This window comes from Dactylosporangium sp. NPDC051484, from assembly GCF_040689395.1.
Lineage (GTDB): Bacteria > Actinomycetota > Actinomycetes > Mycobacteriales > Micromonosporaceae > Dactylosporangium.
This window is the reverse complement of the sequence record NZ_JBFAZX010000017.1, coordinates 31,537-47,656: the sequence shown is the minus strand read 5'-3', so window position 1 is coordinate 47,656 and position 16,120 is coordinate 31,537. Positions and strand designations below refer to the sequence as shown.

Here is a 16,120-nt window from a genome sequence, read left to right as displayed (position 1 = left end):
TCCCCCGGTCGCCCGCTCGTACGTTTCGATGTGCAAGTTGCAACCCCCGTCGTCAAGGTCAACGACGCACAACGCGTCCGGTGACGCGACGTGATTTCGTGCGCACTTTCGAGTGATCTCGCCCGAAAGGAGGCGGTCATGCTCTGGTGGGAACGATCGCGACTGCGCAAGGCGGCGGCCCGCTACGCCGCACACGGCTGGCCGGTGCGACCGGGCGCGTTCCTGACCGGCCGGCACGCGGGCCACCCCGCCCGGCCGCGCCGCTTCGACTGCGGTACGCCGGGCTGCCACACCGTCGCGTGCCACCCGACGGCGCTGCCGGTCACCGCCGGCGAGGCCGAGGCGGCCGCGCTGTGGCGGGAGCACCCGTACACGGTGCTGCTGCCCACCGGCCACGCCTTCGACGCGCTGGAGGTGCCCGGCACCCTCGGCCGTGCCACACTGCTCGGCGACGGCTTCGCGGCCGCCCGCGGCCCGGTGGCAGTGGCGCCCGGGGAGCGCTGGATGTTCCTGGTGCTGCCCGGCCACGGGGTGCTCCCCGAACTCGCCGCACACCCCGGCGTGATCCTGCACGGGCAGGACTCCTGGGTCCCGGCGCCGCCGAGCCGCCAGTTCGGCGGGCGCGTGCGGTGGGAGCAACCTCCGGAGGCGCACGACTGGAAGCCCGCCGAGCCCTACGCGGTGCAGGCGATCATGCTCGACGCCATCGGGGCGGGGCCGGTGGCCACAGCTGGGCGGCACGCCGCCCGGCGCACCGCCATGTGATCGCGTCGAGATCCTCACAACCGGCTCTCTCTTCACGGAAAGATTCACGTGCAGAATTCATGCCGGTGCTCAACGTAGTGCCCGTGTAGCCCTACGTCGACCCTCGCAATCCGACCGCAGCACTTAAGGAACGCAAGGGTGCGTACTCACTGTTGAGCATTGTACTACTTAGCGATCATGTTCTGCCCGCGCTCGATTTCCCAGCTCAGGTCGACGGCACGATATCCGGGCGGTCGTACCTCACCGGGCCGAGTCCGCCATGCACCCGAGTTCCTTCGAGCCCGAACCCGTCGATCGGGCCGGAAGACGAGAAGGGGGCCGCGGCGCGGCCCCCTTCTGTGCGGGCGGCGGTTACGAGTCGCCGCCGGTCTCGCCGACCGGGGCGGCGTTGACGTCGTCGATCGCGTACTTCTTGGCCGCGTCCGCCGGGGCCGAGGCCGGCACCTCGCCGCGGCGGGCGAGCTGGCGCAGCGCCGCCACCACGATCGACTCGGCGTCGACGTGGAAGTGGCGGCGCAGGGCGTGCCGGGTGTCGGAGAGGCCGAAGCCGTCCGTGCCGAGCGACGTGTAGTCGTTCGGCACCCAGCGGGCGATCAGGTCCGGCACCGCGCGCATGAAGTCGCTGACCGCGACGACCGGGCCCGTCGTGTCCTGCAGGACGCGGGTGACATACGGGATCTCGGGCTCGTCCGCCGGGTGCAGCAGGTTGTGCTCCTCGGCGCGGATCGCGTCGCGCCGCAGCTCGATCCACGACGTCGCCGACCACACGTCGGCGGCGACGCCCCACTCCTCGGCGAGCAGCTTCTGCGCCTTGAGCGCCCACTGCATGCCCGTGCCGGAGGCGAGGATCTGCGCCTTCGGGCCCTCCTGGACCGGCGCCGGGGCGTAGCGGTAGAGGCCCCGCAGCAGCCCGTCGACGTCGAGGCCCTCGGGCTCCGCCGGCTGGAAGATCGGCTCGTTGTACACCGTCAGGTAGTAGATGAGGTCCTCGGGGGCCTCGCCGTACATGCGGTTGACGGCGTGCTCGGTGATGTGCGCGATCTCGAACCCGAACGCCGGGTCGTAGGCCACGACGGCCGGGTTGGTCGCCGCGATGAGCAGCGAGTGCCCGTCCTCGTGCTGCAGGCCCTCGCCGTTGAGCGTGGTCCGACCGGCGGTGGCGCCCAGCAGGAAGCCGCGCGACATCTGGTCGGCGGCCGCCCAGATCCCGTCGGCGGTGCGCTGGAAGCCGAACATCGAGTAGAAGATGTACACCGGGATGATCGGCTGACCGTGCGTCGCGTAGCTGGTCGCGGCGGCGGTGAACGAGGCGACAGACCCGGCCTCGTTGATGCCCTCGTGCAGGATCTGCCCGGACGTCGACTCGCGGTAGGACAGGAACAGCTCCCGGTCGACCGGGGTGTAGTTCTGCCCGTGCGGCGAGTAGATCTTCGCGGTCGGGAACAGCGAGTCCATGCCGAAGGTGCGGGCCTCGTCGGGGATGACCGGCACCCAGCGCTTGCCCATGCCCTTGTCGCGCATGAGGTCCTTGAGCATACGCACGAAGGCCATCGTGGTGGCGACCTTCTGCTTGCCGGAGCCGCGCTTGATGTCGCCGTAGACGGAGCTCTCCGGCAGCTGCAGCGGGATGTGCGTGGTGCGCCGCTCGGGCACCGCGCCGCCGAGGGCCCGCCGGCGCTCGCGCATGTACTCCATCTCCTCGGACTTCTCGTCCGGGCGGTAGTACGGCACCGCGTAGGGGTTCTCGCCGATCGCGCTGTCGGGAATGTCGAGATACAACCGGTCCCGGAAGTCCTTGACGTCCTGCAGCGTCAGCTTCTTCATCTGGTGGGTGGCGTTGCGGCCCTCGAAGTGGGAGCCCAGCGTCCAGCCCTTGATGGTCTTGGCCAGGATGACCGTCGGCTGCCCGGAGTGCTCGGTGGCCGCCTTGTACGCCGCGTAGAGCTTGCGGTAGTCGTGCCCGCCGCGCTTGAGGTTCCAGATCTCGTCGTCGGTGAGGTGCTCGACCATCTTGCGGGTGCGCGGGTCACGGCCGAAGAAGTGCTCGCGCACGTAGGCGCCGGACTCGGCCTTGTACGTCTGGTAGTCGCCGTCGGGCGTGACGTTCATGAGGTTGACCAGCGCGCCGTCGGTGTCGGCGGCGAGCAGCGGGTCCCACTCACGGCCCCAGACGACCTTGATCACGTTCCAGCCGGCGCCGCGGAAGAACGCCTCCAGCTCCTGCATGACCTTGCCGTTGCCGCGGACCGGCCCGTCGAGCCGCTGCAGGTTGCAGTTGATCACGAAGGTGAGGTTGTCGAGCTCCTCGCGGGCCGCGAGACCGATCGCGCCGAGCGACTCGGGCTCGTCCATCTCACCGTCGCCCAGGAACGCCCATACGTGCTGGTTGCTGGTGTCCTTGAAGCCGCGGTTGTGCAGGTAGCGGTTGAACCTGGCCTGGTAGATCGAGTTGATGCCGCCGAGGCCCATCGAGACCGTCGGGAACTCCCAGAAGCCCGGCATGAGCCGCGGGTGCGGGTAGCTGGGCAGGCCGCTGCCGAGGCCGCCGTGCGACAGCTCCTGGCGGAACCCGTCAAGCTGCCGCTCGCTGAGCCGGCCCTCGAGGAACGCGCGCGCGTACATGCCCGGGGAGGCGTGGCCCTGGAAGAACACCTGGTCGCCGCCGCCGGGATGGTCCTTGCCCCGGAAGAAGTGGTTGAAGCCGACCTCGTAGAGGCTCGCGGCGCTGGCGAACGTCGAGATATGGCCGCCGACGCCGACGTCGGGGCGCTGCGCGCGCTGCACGAGCATGGCGGCGTTCCACCGGATGTACGCCCGGATGCGCCGCTCGATGTGCTCATTGCCGGGGAACCACGGCTCCCGCTCCGGCGAGATGGTGTTGATGTAGTCGGTGGTCGTGAGCGGCGGGACGCCTACCTGTCGCTCCCGCGCGCGCTCCAGCAGGCGCAGCATCACGTAACGGGCGCGCTTCGTGCCGCGCTCGTCGATCACACCGTCCAGTGACTCGACCCACTCGGTGGTCTCCTCGGGGTCGATGTCGGGCAGCTGGCTCGGTAGGCCGTCGCTGATCACCGGGCGCTTGCGTTCGGTGGACACAGGCGTTCCTTCTAGGTTCTAGCGACCGGCGGGGTGCTCGGCGGCACGCGTCGGGCCTGCGACCGGTCTGGGTGGCCTCGGGGTGTGGCTCGATGGTTCATGGCCGTTTTGAGCCCATGTCCCATCCTGCCTGGCTTCGGCGCCGTCCGTCACGTCTATGAGACGCCAAATGCGACGCTCACCACGATACCGGCGGGTAACTTATGTGGCGTTTCGCTATTGACGCGACGGCGACTCTACGAGTATTCCAGGCGCCGCGGTCGGCTACGGTGCGGCCCGTGTCCGAGAACTCGTCCTGGTGGTTGCTGGTGCCCTGCGGCATCGTCACGATCGCGCTGACGGTGACGATCGTGTCCATCCTGCTGGTGATGCGCCGGGCCACGCGCCCGGTTCTTCGCTCCCCCGCCGGCGAAGACGCGCTTCGGCAGAGCGTCCAGCATCCCGGCAGCCCGTTGGACGCCAACTGGAGGCCGGACAATTCACCGTACAACGCCGCGGATCCGAACGCCCATCAATCGGGCCACTCGTCGCACGGCCAGCATCACGGCCATGATCACTGGCAGAGCCACGGGCACACCGTCCACCACGACTCCGGTTCGTCGTCGTGGAGCGACTCCGGGTCGTCCGGGGGCGATTCCGGCTCCTCCCACCATCACCACTCGGACTGAGGCTGCGAGACTGTGCCGATGCGCACCGAGGTGATCACGGTCCGGACCGGCTCCCGGCCGGTCGTTCGCGACATCACGGAGGAGGCGGCCCGGTTCGTCGCCGGGCAGGGCGACGGCCTGCTGCACGTCTTCGTCCCGCACGCCACCGCCGGCGTCGCACTCATCGAGACCGGCGCCGGCAGCGACGACGACCTGCTGCGCGCCCTCGACGACGTGCTGCCGGCCGACGACCGCTGGGCCCACCGGCACGGCTCCCCCGGACACGGCCGCGACCACGTGCTGCCGGCGTTCATCGCGCCGTACGCCACCCTGCCGGTCATCGGCGGCCGGATCGCCCTGGGCACCTGGCAGTCGGTCTGCCTCGTCGACCCCAACGGTGACAACGCCACTCGGCAGGTCCGGTTGAGTTTTCTCCCTGCATGAATGATTGTGTGAACCGTGTGTCGGAGTGCGCCGGGCCGGGCCCCGCGTGAGGATTGAGTCGTGATCGAGCGCCGTGTCGCCGTCGTGTTCCTCGTCGACCCCGAGGGACGGATCCTCATGCAGCATCGCGACCGGCACGCGAAGGTCTCGCCGAACCAGTGGGCGATGCCGGGCGGCAAGATCGAGGACGGCGAGTCGCCGCAGGAGGCGGCCCGCCGCGAGGTCCGCGAGGAGACCGGGCTCGAGGCGGAGGCCATCCTGCCGTACACCGTGCGCACCCGGGCCTCGGTGACCACCGCCGACGGCGAGGTCGAGATGCATGTCTTCTACGGCCCCACCGAGGCCACCCAGGCCGACGTGGTGCTCGGCGAGGGCCAGGCCATGGTGTTCCTCACACCCGCCGAGGCGCTCGGCCAGGATCTCGGCGTCACCGCCGCCCTGCTGCTGCCCGAGTTCCTCGCCTCCGAGGCGTACCGCGGGCTCGCGACCCGCGCGAAGGGGTAGCCCGCAGCCGGCCGGCACCCGGCCGGCAGGGCCCGAATCGCCGGTGCTACCAGGATCGGCTGGCATCCGGTGGCCGTTTTCGGCCATGCTGTCGAGCGTGACCACCCCTCAGGATCTCGACGAGCGCTTCCGCGCCGAGCTCGCGGGGCTCGTCGCCGCAACGGTCAGCCGGGACCTCGACGAGCCCGTCCGCGAGGACACCGCGCTCACCGGGGAACAGGCCCGTGCGCTCTACGACGCCCAGTCCACGAGCCGCCACCTGGACCTGGCCGCGCGCTGGCTGCGCAGCTTCGACGCCGGGTATTACACCATCGGCTCGGCGGGGCACGAGGGGAACGCCGCGCTCGCCGCGGCGCTGCGCCCGACCGACCCGGCACTGCTGCACTACCGCTCCGGCGGGTTCTACTGCATGCGCGGCGCCCAGGTGGCCGGCAGCGACCCGATCCGCGACGTGCTGCGCGGCGTGGTCGCCTCGGCGAAGGATCCGATCGCCGGCGGCCGGCACAAGGTCTTCGGCCACGCCGACCTGCACGTGATCCCGACCACGTCGACCATCGCCTCGCACCTGCCCCGCGCCGTCGGCGTCGCCTACGCCCTCGGCCGCGGCAAGCGGCTCACCCCGCCCGGCGGCGGCCACGGCTGGCCCGCCGACGCCCTCGTCGTGTGCTCCTTCGGCGACGCCTCGATCAACCACGCGGCCGCGACCGCCGCGTTCAACACCGCCGGCTGGTGCGACCACATCGGGCTGAAGCTGCCGCTGCTGCTCGTCTGCGAGGACAACGGGCTGGGCATCAGCGTGCGCTCGCCCGAGGGCTGGGTCGCCGCCGCGCTGTCGAGCCGGCCGGGCCTGCGCTACTACGCCGCGGACGGCTGCGACAGCGCCGCCACCTACGACCGGGCCGCGGAGGCGGCGGCCTGGGTCCGGCGGTACCGCCGGCCGGCCGTGCTGCACCTGAGCACCGTCCGGCTGATGGGCCATGCCGGCGCCGACGCGGAGATGGCGTACCGCTCGCCCGCCGAGATCGCCGCCGACCAGGCCCGCGACCCGCTCGTGCGCACCGCGCGGCTGCTGGTCGAGGCCGGCATGGCCACCCCGGCGGAGCTCATGACCCGCTACGACGAGATCGGCTGGGAGGTGCGCCGGGTCGCCGAGGAGGTACTCGGCGAGCCGAAGCTCGGCAGCGCCTCCGAGGTCACCGCACCGCTCGCCCCGCGCCGGCCGGTGCGGGTGTCCCGGGCGGTCGGCGACGCGGCCGCGCACCTGGCCGCCGACGACCTGGCCGTCGACGAGTTCGACGGCGAGCTGGACGACGATCTCGAGTTCACCCCGGCGGCGCCCGCCGGACCGCCGGTGCCGGCCGGAAAGCCGCTGTGGGCCTCCCCGGAGCCGCCCGCGGCGGCCGCCTCGACCGTGGCGGAGGAGGCCGAACATGCGGACGAGGCGGACGCATGGCCCGAGCCGACCCCGCCGGAGCCCGAACCGGACACCGAACCGGGAGCACGGGCCGCAGACGCACCTGAGCCCGAGCACCGGCCCGTCTCCGGCACGCCGCGCAGCGCCGGCAGCGGCCATCCCGCCACCCGCGCCGCCGCCTTCAACGACAGGCTGCCGGAGCAGGCCGGCCCGCTCACCCTCGCCCAGACGATCAACGCCGCGCTGACGGACGCGATGCTGGCGTACCCCCAGATGCTCGTCTTCGGCGAGGACGTCGCGGCGAAGGGCGGGGTCTACGGGGTGACCAAAGGCCTGCGGGACCGCTTCGGCGGCACCAGGGTCTTCGACACCCTCCTCGACGAGACCAGCATCCTGGGCCTCGGGCTCGGTGCCGGCCTGGCCGGGATGCTGCCGGTGCCCGAGATCCAGTACCTCGCCTACCTGCACAACGCCGAGGACCAGTTACGCGGCGAGGCGGCGACCATGCAGTTCTTCTCGCAGGGCGCCTTCCACAACCCGATGGTGGTGCGCGTCGCCGGCCTGGCCTACCAGCTCGGCTTCGGCGGGCACTTCCACAACGACAACGCCCTGGCCGTGCTGCGCGACGTCCCGGGCCTCGTGGTGGCCGCGCCCGCCCGCGCCGAGGACGCCGCGCCCATGCTGCGCACCTGCCTGGCCAGTGCCCTCGTGGACGGCAGCGTCTGCGTCTTCCTCGAGCCGATCGCGCTGTACCACACCCGCGACCTGCACACCGAGAACGACAACTGGTGGCTGTCCGACTACGCTCCGCCAAGCGAGTGGCCGGCCATCCACGTGCCGGTCGGCCGAGCCCGGGCGTACAGCAACGGCCCGAACGACGACCTGACCATCATCACCTTCGGCAACGGCGTTCGGCTCTCCCTGCGTGCCGCCGCCCGGCTGACCGCCGAGGGCATCGCCGCCCGGGTCGTCGACCTGCGCTGGCTGTCGCCCCTGCCGGTCGGGGACATCATCAAGAACGCCTCCGACACCGGCCGGGTGCTCATCGTCGACGAGACCCGCCGCTCCGGGGGCGTGGGCGAGGGCGTGCTCGCCGCCCTGGTGGACGCCGGATACGTCGGCGTCGCCCGCCGGGTGGCCGCCGTCGACTCGTTCGTGCCCCTCGGCCCGGCCGCGAATCACGTCCTGGTCTCGGAGGAACAGATCGTCCAGGGCGCGAGATCGCTGCTCGCCCGGTAACTTGGACCGATAGTTTTTCGATCGCATCGGTGCGCCACTTGCGTTGACGGCCCGTACTGTGTGGACTACGCGCTAACAGTGGTTGTTGCGACAGGAGGCAGTGGACAGTGAACGCGACCGCGGGTCAGGCCGAGGTGAAGAGCCTGGCGGACCGGTTCGGAGTCGAACCGGGCATGGTCGTTATGGAGATGGGGTACGACGACGACGTCGACCAGGATCTCCGCGACGTCCTGATCGACCGGTGCGGGGACCTGGTTGACGAGGAGACCGACGAGGTCGTCGACGTGGTGCTGCTCTGGTGGCGTGACGAAGACGGCGACCTAGTCGAGACGCTCATCGACGCGCTGGGCCCGCTGGCGGACAACGGCGTGGTGTGGCTGCTCACGCCCAAGGCCGGCCGTCCCGGGCACGTCGAGCCCAGCGAGATCAACGAGTCGGCCCCCACCGCGGGGTTGCAGCAGACCTCCACGGTCAACGCGGGCAAGGACTGGACCGCGGCGCGGCTGGTCGCGCCCCGCGCCGCCCGTTCCCGCCGCTAGGTCTTGCCGGCCGCGCCCCTGACTCAGGCGCGGCCCGCACAAACCGTCGGTCGCGCCCTGGGGGCGCGGCCCGTATCTTCCTGGACTTCGCCGGCCCACGCCCCGCGTGCCGGCCCGCCGTTGCGCGGTCGGCCTGGGGGCGTGGGCTTCTTCGGAGCCCTCCGCTCGGCCTGCTTCGGGGCTTCTGTTCGGCCTTCTCCGGGGCCTTCCTGGAGGGCGGGTGCCGCTACGTGGCCGGTTGGAGCAGGGGCTTTCTCGCGGCCTCCCGCGACACCTCGTCCGACGCTGGGCCGTTACGCCTTCGGCTGGGCCGCGGGCTTCCTCGCGGCCTTCCGCGAGACATCGCCGCCGCATGGTGACGCTATGCGGTCGGCTGGGCCGCGGGCTTCCTCGCGGCCTTCCGCGAGACATCGTCGCCGCGCGGTGACGCTATGCGGTCGGCTGAGGTGTGGGCTTCTTCGAGGTCGGGGCGGCCGACGGTGAGCCCGACCACCAGCCCGAGCTCGACGGGGTCGGCGACGGAGGGCGCTTCGTCGCGGTCGCGGCGGTGCCCGGCTGCCAGTCGCCCGGCATGAAGATCCGGACCTGCGAGAAGCTCGCGTCCGCCGTCTGGTCGGTCAGGGCGAACGCCCCCAGGTCGATCTTGCCGCGAGGGATCTGGCCGTCGCTGACCGGCCCGAACCGCACGCCGTTGACGTACGCGTCGAGCTGGTCGTCATGGACCTTGAAGGCCACGAACGGGTCGCCGCTGACCTGGATCGCCCACTCCTTGAGCAGCGAGTCCGGGCCGGGCGCCTTGTTGCCGAGCCGATACAGCCGCAGGTGCCCGTCCGAGCAGTAACCCAGCGTGTACCCCTTGTCGCCGGTCCGCAGCCACATCCCCGCACAGCCAGCCGCCGCGTGGACCTTCGCCTCGATGCTGCCGTCGGTCATCGGCACGTCCAGCGGCGCCTTCAGCGTGCACCCGGTCAGCGCCGGCACCGCGTCCGTCGTGACGCGCAGCCGGTCCCGGGTGGCGTCGCAGCGGCCGCCCTCGGACTCCTGCTGCGATTTCCAGAGCTGGTCGACCGTGCCGAGGTCCTGATCCCGCCAGCCGTTGGGCACCCAGCCGGGCTCTTCCTCGCGGTTGTACGCCGGGATGGCCCGCGGCCCGTCGCTGGACTGTGCGTCGCCGGGCGAATGCGATGAGTCGCCGCCGGCGTTGCTCTGCCCGTTGGCCCGGTTCTGGTACACCACGTATCCGGCCAGGGCCAGCGCCAGCACCAGGATGCCCACCAGCAGCGGCACGGCAACGCTGCGCCGGACCCGCGACGGGGCGGGCTCCTCCTCGCGGGGCTGCGGCGCGTATACGGCCGGCTGGGCCGCCGGCGACACGTACACCTGGGGCGGCGGGCCCTGCGGCACCACCTGAGGCTGCGGGACCGCTCGCGGGGGCGGGCCCGGCTGGACCATGGGGCGCAGCGGCTGGGTGGCCGCCGTATCACCGCCGCGGGGCGGGCCGCTGACCGGGAACGCGCCCGGCGCCATCGGGCTGACCGGCGCGGCGCTGACGGGGCGCTGGCCGACCGGGGGCGCGCTGACCGGGTAGGCGCCCTGCTGGAATCCGGCCGGGCTGATCGGCACCCCGCTGACCGGCGCGTGCGGGTTCCTCAACGGCTGACCCTGCTGCGGATTCCGGGGCGGCTGGGTCTGGGACGGTTGGGGATTCTGGGGCGGCTGGAACGCGGGCGACTGCTGGAAGGCGTTCGGCGGGTTCTGCTGGGCGGGGACGGCCGGCATGGGCTGCACCGCCTGGGCCGCCTGCGCGATTTGCGGGGTCAGGCCCGCTTGCGCGTTTTGCGGTGTTTGACCACTACCCGGGATGTTCGCCGAACCTGCGGCGTTTTGCGGTGCCCGTGCCTGCTGGGGGTGGCCGACGCCCACCCAGGCGCGCAGGCTGCCCTCGGCGACGACCAGCTCCGGCTGCTCGATGATGGTCGGGGCGAGGCCGAGCTCGCGCTGCAGGAGGGTGGCCACGAGCGGCACCCGGCTGGAGCCGCCGACCAGGAACAGCCCCGCGAGGCGGTCCTTGTCCACGCCGGACCAGCGCACGACCGCCGAGGTCGTGCGCACCGTCTGCTCCAGCATCGGCCGTGCCTTGTCCTCGAACTGCTCCCGGGTCACACTGACGTCGGCGGCCGCGATCGGCACGTGCAGGGCCGCCGCGGGCGTGCGCGAGAGCATCTCCTTGGCGATGCGCGCGTCGTCCCACAGCATGCGGCGGTGCCGCCGGTCCTCGGTGCTCTGCGGGCCGTCCAGGCGTGCCCACACCGCCGGGTCGGTGATCTGCCCACGGGCGTGCTCGACGATCAGCGCGTCGAGGTCGAGGCCGCCGAGGTCGTCGATGCCGTCGACCGCGCGCACGTCGAACCCGTCGCCCGACCGGCTGACGAGGCTCGCGTCGAAGGTGCCGCCGCCGAAGTCGTACACCAGGAGGCCCTGGTCGCCGGTGAGCGGCTTTTGCAGTACACCAGCGAAATAATGCGCGGCGGCGACCGGCTCGGGCATGAGCGCGGGCTGGGGCAGCCCCGCGAGCTTGGCCCCCTCGACCAGCGCGAGCCGCCGGGACACGCCCCACGCGGCCGGGTGGGTCAGGGTCAGCTCGGCCACCGGCCCGCCCGCGACCCGGGTCGCCTCCTGCGCGACGTGCGACAGGACGGCCCCGATCAGCGCCGGCACGGTGACCTCGCGGTCGCCGAGCAGCACGGTGCCGTCGTCGATGCGGCGCTTGGGGCTACCCTCGAAGCGCGCCGGATCCACCCGAGCGGCGTGCACGGCGTCGCGCCCGACCAGCAGCGCCCCGTCGGTCTGCGCGAAGACGGCGGACGGGAGCAACGGCGAACCGTCGAACAGCAACGGCCGCACCCTCCCGTCCGGCCACGCGAGAAGCGCGACGGTGTGGGAGGTCCCGAAATCGATGCCGAGCCGCGGCCCTGCTGCCATGCGGGCGAGTGTAGGCCCCCGGTACGACAGGTGGCATATTCGAGGCATGACAATGGATGTCGGAGATCTGGCACCGGACTTCGTGCTGCGCGACCAGAACAACCAGGAGGTCTCGCTGGCCGATTTCCGCGGCCGCAAGGCGGTGCTCCTGGTCTTCTACCCGCTCGCGTTCACCGGCACCTGCCAGGGCGAACTCGGCGGCGTGCAGCACCGTCTCGCCGACTTCCAGAACGACGCGGTGCAGGTCCTGACGGTGAGCGTAGATTCCCCGTACGCCCATAAAATCTGGGCAGATCGTGAGGGATACACCTTTCCGCTCTTGTCGGATTTCTGGCCCCACGGCGCCGTAGCCTCGGCGTACGGCGTCCTGAACGAGGCGAAGGGCTACGCCAACCGCGGCACGTTCCTGATCGACGCGACGGGCGTGGTCCGCTTCGCCGAAGTGGTCCCGGCGAGCCAACCAAGAGACCAGTCAGCGTGGCGCGAGGCGATCGCGGCCCTTTGATCCGGGACGCAGACGCACTGGCCACGTCACGTTCATGTACCGGCACGTTGCGCCCGGCTGGGCCAAGGGGACGGGCTTGGGTACCATCTGGGTACCCGTTCTCAGCAGAGGACAGGGGCGCGTAGCTCAGCGGAAGAGCACCCGCCTTACAAGCGGGGGGTCGTTGGTTCGAACCCAACCGTGCCCACAGGTTAAGAATCAGGCATCCGCGCAGTTCAGCGGGTGTCCGCTCGTTCGGGTCCATTCGATCCCGCTGGGCACCCTCTTTGACCGTGGTTCGCCGAGGCTTGGGGAACGCGGGGGCACGCCGGCCTGGCGATGCGCACAGGCCGCGCCCGCGCCGTTCGGTGGCAAGCCACGCATGGTCACCTCGCCCGCGACTTTGGCTGGCCCCACTGGTGATCGTTCCGCCCTCGACCCGGCGGCGTTCGGTTGTAGATTGCCGCGGTGCGGGTTCGCCAGTATGTCTACTTCGCGCTGCGGTCCGAGCGGGTCTCCGCTGTGCAGATCGCGCGGGAGATCGGCCTGGAGCCGGACGAGGTGAAGGTCCAGGGAAGCCGACTTCCGGACGTGCCGATCCCGCGTACGCATGCCTGGCAGGTCTCCTGCCGGGACACCAACCTGTTCCTGCACGAGCAGATCGGCCGCATGCTCGATCGCCTCGAACCGTACGCCGACCGCATCGGCGGCCTGGCGGCGCGACTGGATGCCGACGAGCCGGGCATTACCGCATGTCTCCAGATCGTCCGGGAGTACACGCCTGAGGCCGCCGGCGAGGACCCGTCTGAGCCGAATCTGCTCGGCTGGTCGCTCGACCGCAGGACCCTGGCGTTCCTGACCCGGACTGGCGCCGTGGTCGACGTGGACGAGTACCACTTCTGAATGCGTGCCGCCGCGCCGGCCGATGCCGGCGTTTGCGCCGTCAGCAGGCCAAGCGCGAGCTGAACGAACCTCCAGCTCGGTGCCCGCAACGGCCTGCGGCGGTCCGCGTCACCCGTCCAGCTCGCCGCGTCCGTCCAGGTTGGACTACTCGCGAGGGACGACTGGCCTCGGAGGTGGCTGCCCGCTCCGCGGAGGGTGGGTCGTCAGCAGATGGAGGGCGAGCAACGCGCGTTTGCGTCGTGCGCGTGAACCCGGCCGAGGCACGCTGGGTATATGTCCTACGAGGCCCGGAAGACGGCTTACGAGCATTTGCGCGCGGCGCACTTGAGTGCGGTGCGTGCCTCGCTCGAGGACCACGTGGCACGACTCGAATGGCCGCGCCCTCGCATCGAGCGCTACCGGACCGAACGACTGCGCTCGTTGCTCGCGCATGCTCGCGCGCGCTCGCCGTTTCACGCGGCCCGGATGGCCGACATTGACCCGGCCACGGCGACCGTCGAAGACCTCGCACGGCTGCCGCCCATGGTCAAGCAGGAGGCCCAGGACGAGTGGGACGCGATCGTCGCCGCGCCCGATATCGATCGCGCCGGCGCCGAACAGGTGTTGGTTCGGCAGCATTGGTTCTCCTACACGCCTGCGGGACATCAGGTATTCAGCTCGGGCGGCTCGAGTGGCGTGCGCGGCGTGTACGTATGGGATTGGGAGCAGTTCGTCACGCTCACCTGTCTCGCCTGGCGGTGGCAGACGCGCGCCGAGCGTGCGTCCGGGTCAGGCATCCGCAGGGCCCGGCTGGCCGTACTGGAGGCCGGTGAGCCACCGCACGCCAGCACGCCGTTGTTCGACGTCGCGACCTGGCCGTTGATGGAGACCATCGTGATTCCGGCGGCGGCGCCGTTCGACCAGATGCTGCGGGCGGTATCGGACGCTCGGCCGACCCATCTCGTGGGCTATGCCTCGGTGATCGGACGCCTTGCCCGTGCCACGATGGCGGGTGAGCTCGACATCCGGCCAGTTCGTGTGAGCACGAACTCCGAGCCGCTCAGCGAGGAGGACCGCGACGCGATCGGCACCGCCTGGGGCGCGCCGGTCCACAACCTCTGGGGCTCGACCGAGATCGGCGTCCAGGCAGTCGGCTGCGGCTACGGCGATGGCCTTCACATCTGCGAGGACGAGGTGATCATCGAGCGGGTTGATTCGGCCGGGCGCCCGGTCGGCCCCGATGAGCCTGCCGCACGCACGATCGCGACCGGGCTCGCCGGCCGCACGTTTCCGTTCATCCGCTATGACCTCGGCGACGAGGTGACGCTGCTGCCCGGAAACTGCGCGTGCGGCAGCAAGATGCTACGCGTCGCCGACATTGCCGGACGGCGCGACGACGACTTCCGCTACGGCGAGCGAACGGTCCCGGCAAGCGCGTTCCGGCACGTGCTGGGCACCGACCCACTGATCTCGCAGTACCAGGTGCGTCAGACTGCGGGCGGAGCGGATGTGCTGGTGGTCGGGTCACCCGATGTGTCCGCGGTGGCGGCGGCGCTGGTCGCCTCGCTGTCGCCGTATGGTCTCTCCAATCCCGAGATCAGCGTCAGCACCGTCGAACAGATCCCGCGTCACGCCTCGACAGGCAAGCTCAAGCGGTTCATCGCGCTGTGACGCGCCCGCCCACCGAGCGGGCATCGGACGTCGGCCGTCGCAACCGTGCCGTTGCACGCCACGCCGGCCATGGCGGACGAGGCTGACGTGCTGACCAGTACAGGCGTATGCGGCGCCTCCTACGGGGTCGGCGTCCCTGATGGATGCGCGCGGCGGTTGACCGAACGCCGGCACCTTCCTAGCATTCATCGACATGAGTCGCTTTCGTTGGTTCCGTCGCGCCACGCTCACGCTCGCCCTCGCGGCGGCCGGGCTGGCGCTGGCGCCAAACCCCGCCCAGGCCGCGGCGACGGCCGCGTTCGCGAAACAGAGCGCGTGGAGCACCGGGTACGTCGGCGTGTTCACGGTCGCCAACGACACCGCCGCGCCGCTCACCTGGCGGGTTGAGTTCGACCTGCCGTCCGGCACGACCATCGCCACCGCGTGGAACGCGCGGATAACCCACAGCGGCGAGCACTACGTGGCCGTGGGAGATGGCTGGAACGAGACGCTGGCGGCGGGCGCGAGCACGACCTTCGGCTGGGAGGCGCAGGGCATCGGCGGTCCGCTCAACTGCCGGCTCAACGGCGCCTCCTGCACGGGCGGCGGCGCGGTCGACATCCGGCCGCCCACGACGCCGGCCAACCTGCGCACGATCGTCGGCACCAATACGCTGACCCTGCGGTGGGATCCGTCGGCCGACGACGTCGCCGTCACCGGATACGAGGTGTACGTCGGGGCGAGCCTGGCCGCGACGGTGACCGGCACGGAGTACGTGATGCCGACGCCACCTCCGGCGATCTTCACGTACCGTGTGCGGGCCCTCGACGCCGCGGGCAACGCGTCTCCGTTCGCCACGATCACCCCAGGCGGCCGCCCGGACACCGAGGCGCCCACCGCGCCGGCGAACCTGCAGTTCGGGACGAGCACCGCCGGGTTCTCCCTCATCTGGACCGCCGCCACCGACAACGTCGGCGTCGCCGGCTACGACGTGTTCGTCAACGGCGAGCACTACGGCGCGACCAGCCGCACGAGCCTCACGATCCCCCCGATCGGCTTCGGCGAGTTCGCGTTCACGGTGGTCGCGTTCGACGGGGCCGGGCTGAGGTCGGCGCCGCTCATCCGCCGGATCGCCATCGATCCGGGGCCGACCTCGGATGCCAGCGCGCCCACCGTGCCGGCCGGCCTACGGGTCGCCGTGTCTGCCACGCAGGTGACCTGGTCGTGGACCGCCTCGACCGACAACGTCGGCGTGGCCGGCTACCAGATCTTCCGCGGAACCGAGTGGGTGACCTCAGTGACCGGCACCAGCTTCACCGAGCCGCGCCCGGCGGGCCAGACCACGTTCGGCATCCGGGTACGCGCGTTCGACGCCGTTGGCAACAAGTCGGCCTTCGCCACCCTGACCGTCGTGATCGACCCTCCGCCGCCCACCCCTGCCGCGAGTTGATCCCTGGCGGAGGGCACGACTTCT

At 71.3% G+C, this 16,120-nt stretch carries 12 protein-coding genes and 1 tRNA gene; 11 read left to right on the top strand and 2 right to left on the bottom strand.

The genetic code is table 11. The features are described 5' to 3' along the window. The first annotated feature begins 138 nt into the window (after positions 1-138). On the top strand, positions 139-765 hold the full coding sequence (locus tag AB0367_RS24930) for a bifunctional DNA primase/polymerase (protein ID WP_366228818.1): 627 nt from the start codon (positions 139-141) through the stop codon (positions 763-765). A 351-nt stretch (positions 766-1,116) separates the two neighbouring features. Here AB0367_RS24930 and aceE read toward each other — a convergent pair whose 3' ends face one another. Beyond that, positions 1,117-3,861, bottom strand: coding sequence for a pyruvate dehydrogenase (acetyl-transferring), homodimeric type (aceE, locus tag AB0367_RS24925; RefSeq protein WP_366228817.1), 2,745 nt, complete (start codon positions 3,859-3,861; stop codon positions 1,117-1,119). A gap of 278 nt (positions 3,862-4,139) precedes the next feature. Between aceE and AB0367_RS24920 the strand changes: the two genes are divergently transcribed. From AB0367_RS24920 to AB0367_RS24900, 5 genes are all read left to right on the top strand, one after another. Next, positions 4,140-4,529, top strand: coding sequence for a hypothetical protein (locus tag AB0367_RS24920; RefSeq protein WP_366228816.1), 390 nt, complete (start codon positions 4,140-4,142; stop codon positions 4,527-4,529). Positions 4,530-4,547: 18 nt separating this feature from the next. Further along, positions 4,548-4,952 carry a YjbQ family protein gene (locus tag AB0367_RS24915; protein WP_366228815.1) on the top strand — a complete coding sequence of 135 codons (405 nt, stop codon included), beginning with the start codon at positions 4,548-4,550 and terminating at the stop codon, positions 4,950-4,952. A 60-nt stretch (positions 4,953-5,012) separates the two neighbouring features. Next, entirely contained in the window at positions 5,013-5,456 is a 444-nt protein-coding gene (locus AB0367_RS24910; protein ID WP_366228814.1) for an NUDIX hydrolase, read from the top strand. An 85-nt stretch (positions 5,457-5,541) separates the two neighbouring features. Further along, positions 5,542-8,109, top strand: coding sequence for a thiamine pyrophosphate-dependent enzyme (locus AB0367_RS24905; protein WP_366228813.1), 2,568 nt, complete (start codon positions 5,542-5,544; stop codon positions 8,107-8,109). Between the two features lie 107 nt (positions 8,110-8,216). Then, complete coding sequence (locus AB0367_RS24900) at positions 8,217-8,648, top strand: DUF3052 domain-containing protein (protein ID WP_190257925.1); 432 nt, start codon at positions 8,217-8,219, stop codon at positions 8,646-8,648. A 429-nt stretch (positions 8,649-9,077) separates the two neighbouring features. Here the strand turns inward: AB0367_RS24900 and AB0367_RS24895 are convergent, their stop codons facing one another. Then, entirely contained in the window at positions 9,078-11,630 is a 2,553-nt protein-coding gene (locus AB0367_RS24895; protein WP_366228812.1) for an Hsp70 family protein, read from the bottom strand. 46 nt (positions 11,631-11,676) lie between these two features. Between AB0367_RS24895 and AB0367_RS24890 the strand changes: the two genes are divergently transcribed. The 5 genes from AB0367_RS24890 (at position 11,677) to AB0367_RS24870 (ending at position 16,096) form a co-directional block, all read left to right on the top strand. Continuing rightward, the gene (locus AB0367_RS24890) at positions 11,677-12,135 is read left to right on the top strand and encodes a peroxiredoxin (protein ID WP_366228811.1); all 459 of its coding nucleotides are present in this window, start codon (positions 11,677-11,679) and stop codon (positions 12,133-12,135) included. A gap of 115 nt (positions 12,136-12,250) precedes the next feature. Continuing rightward, positions 12,251-12,322, top strand: a tRNA-Val gene (locus AB0367_RS24885). A gap of 260 nt (positions 12,323-12,582) precedes the next feature. Continuing rightward, on the top strand, positions 12,583-13,017 hold the full coding sequence (locus tag AB0367_RS24880) for a DUF4279 domain-containing protein (protein ID WP_366228810.1): 435 nt from the start codon (positions 12,583-12,585) through the stop codon (positions 13,015-13,017). Positions 13,018-13,290: 273 nt separating this feature from the next. Continuing rightward, positions 13,291-14,667, top strand: coding sequence for a hypothetical protein (locus tag AB0367_RS24875; RefSeq protein ID WP_366228809.1), 1,377 nt, complete (start codon positions 13,291-13,293; stop codon positions 14,665-14,667). Between the two features lie 193 nt (positions 14,668-14,860). Then, the gene (locus AB0367_RS24870; RefSeq protein ID WP_366228808.1) at positions 14,861-16,096 is read left to right on the top strand and encodes a cellulose binding domain-containing protein; all 1,236 of its coding nucleotides are present in this window, start codon (positions 14,861-14,863) and stop codon (positions 16,094-16,096) included. The last annotated feature ends 24 nt before the right edge of the window (positions 16,097-16,120 follow it).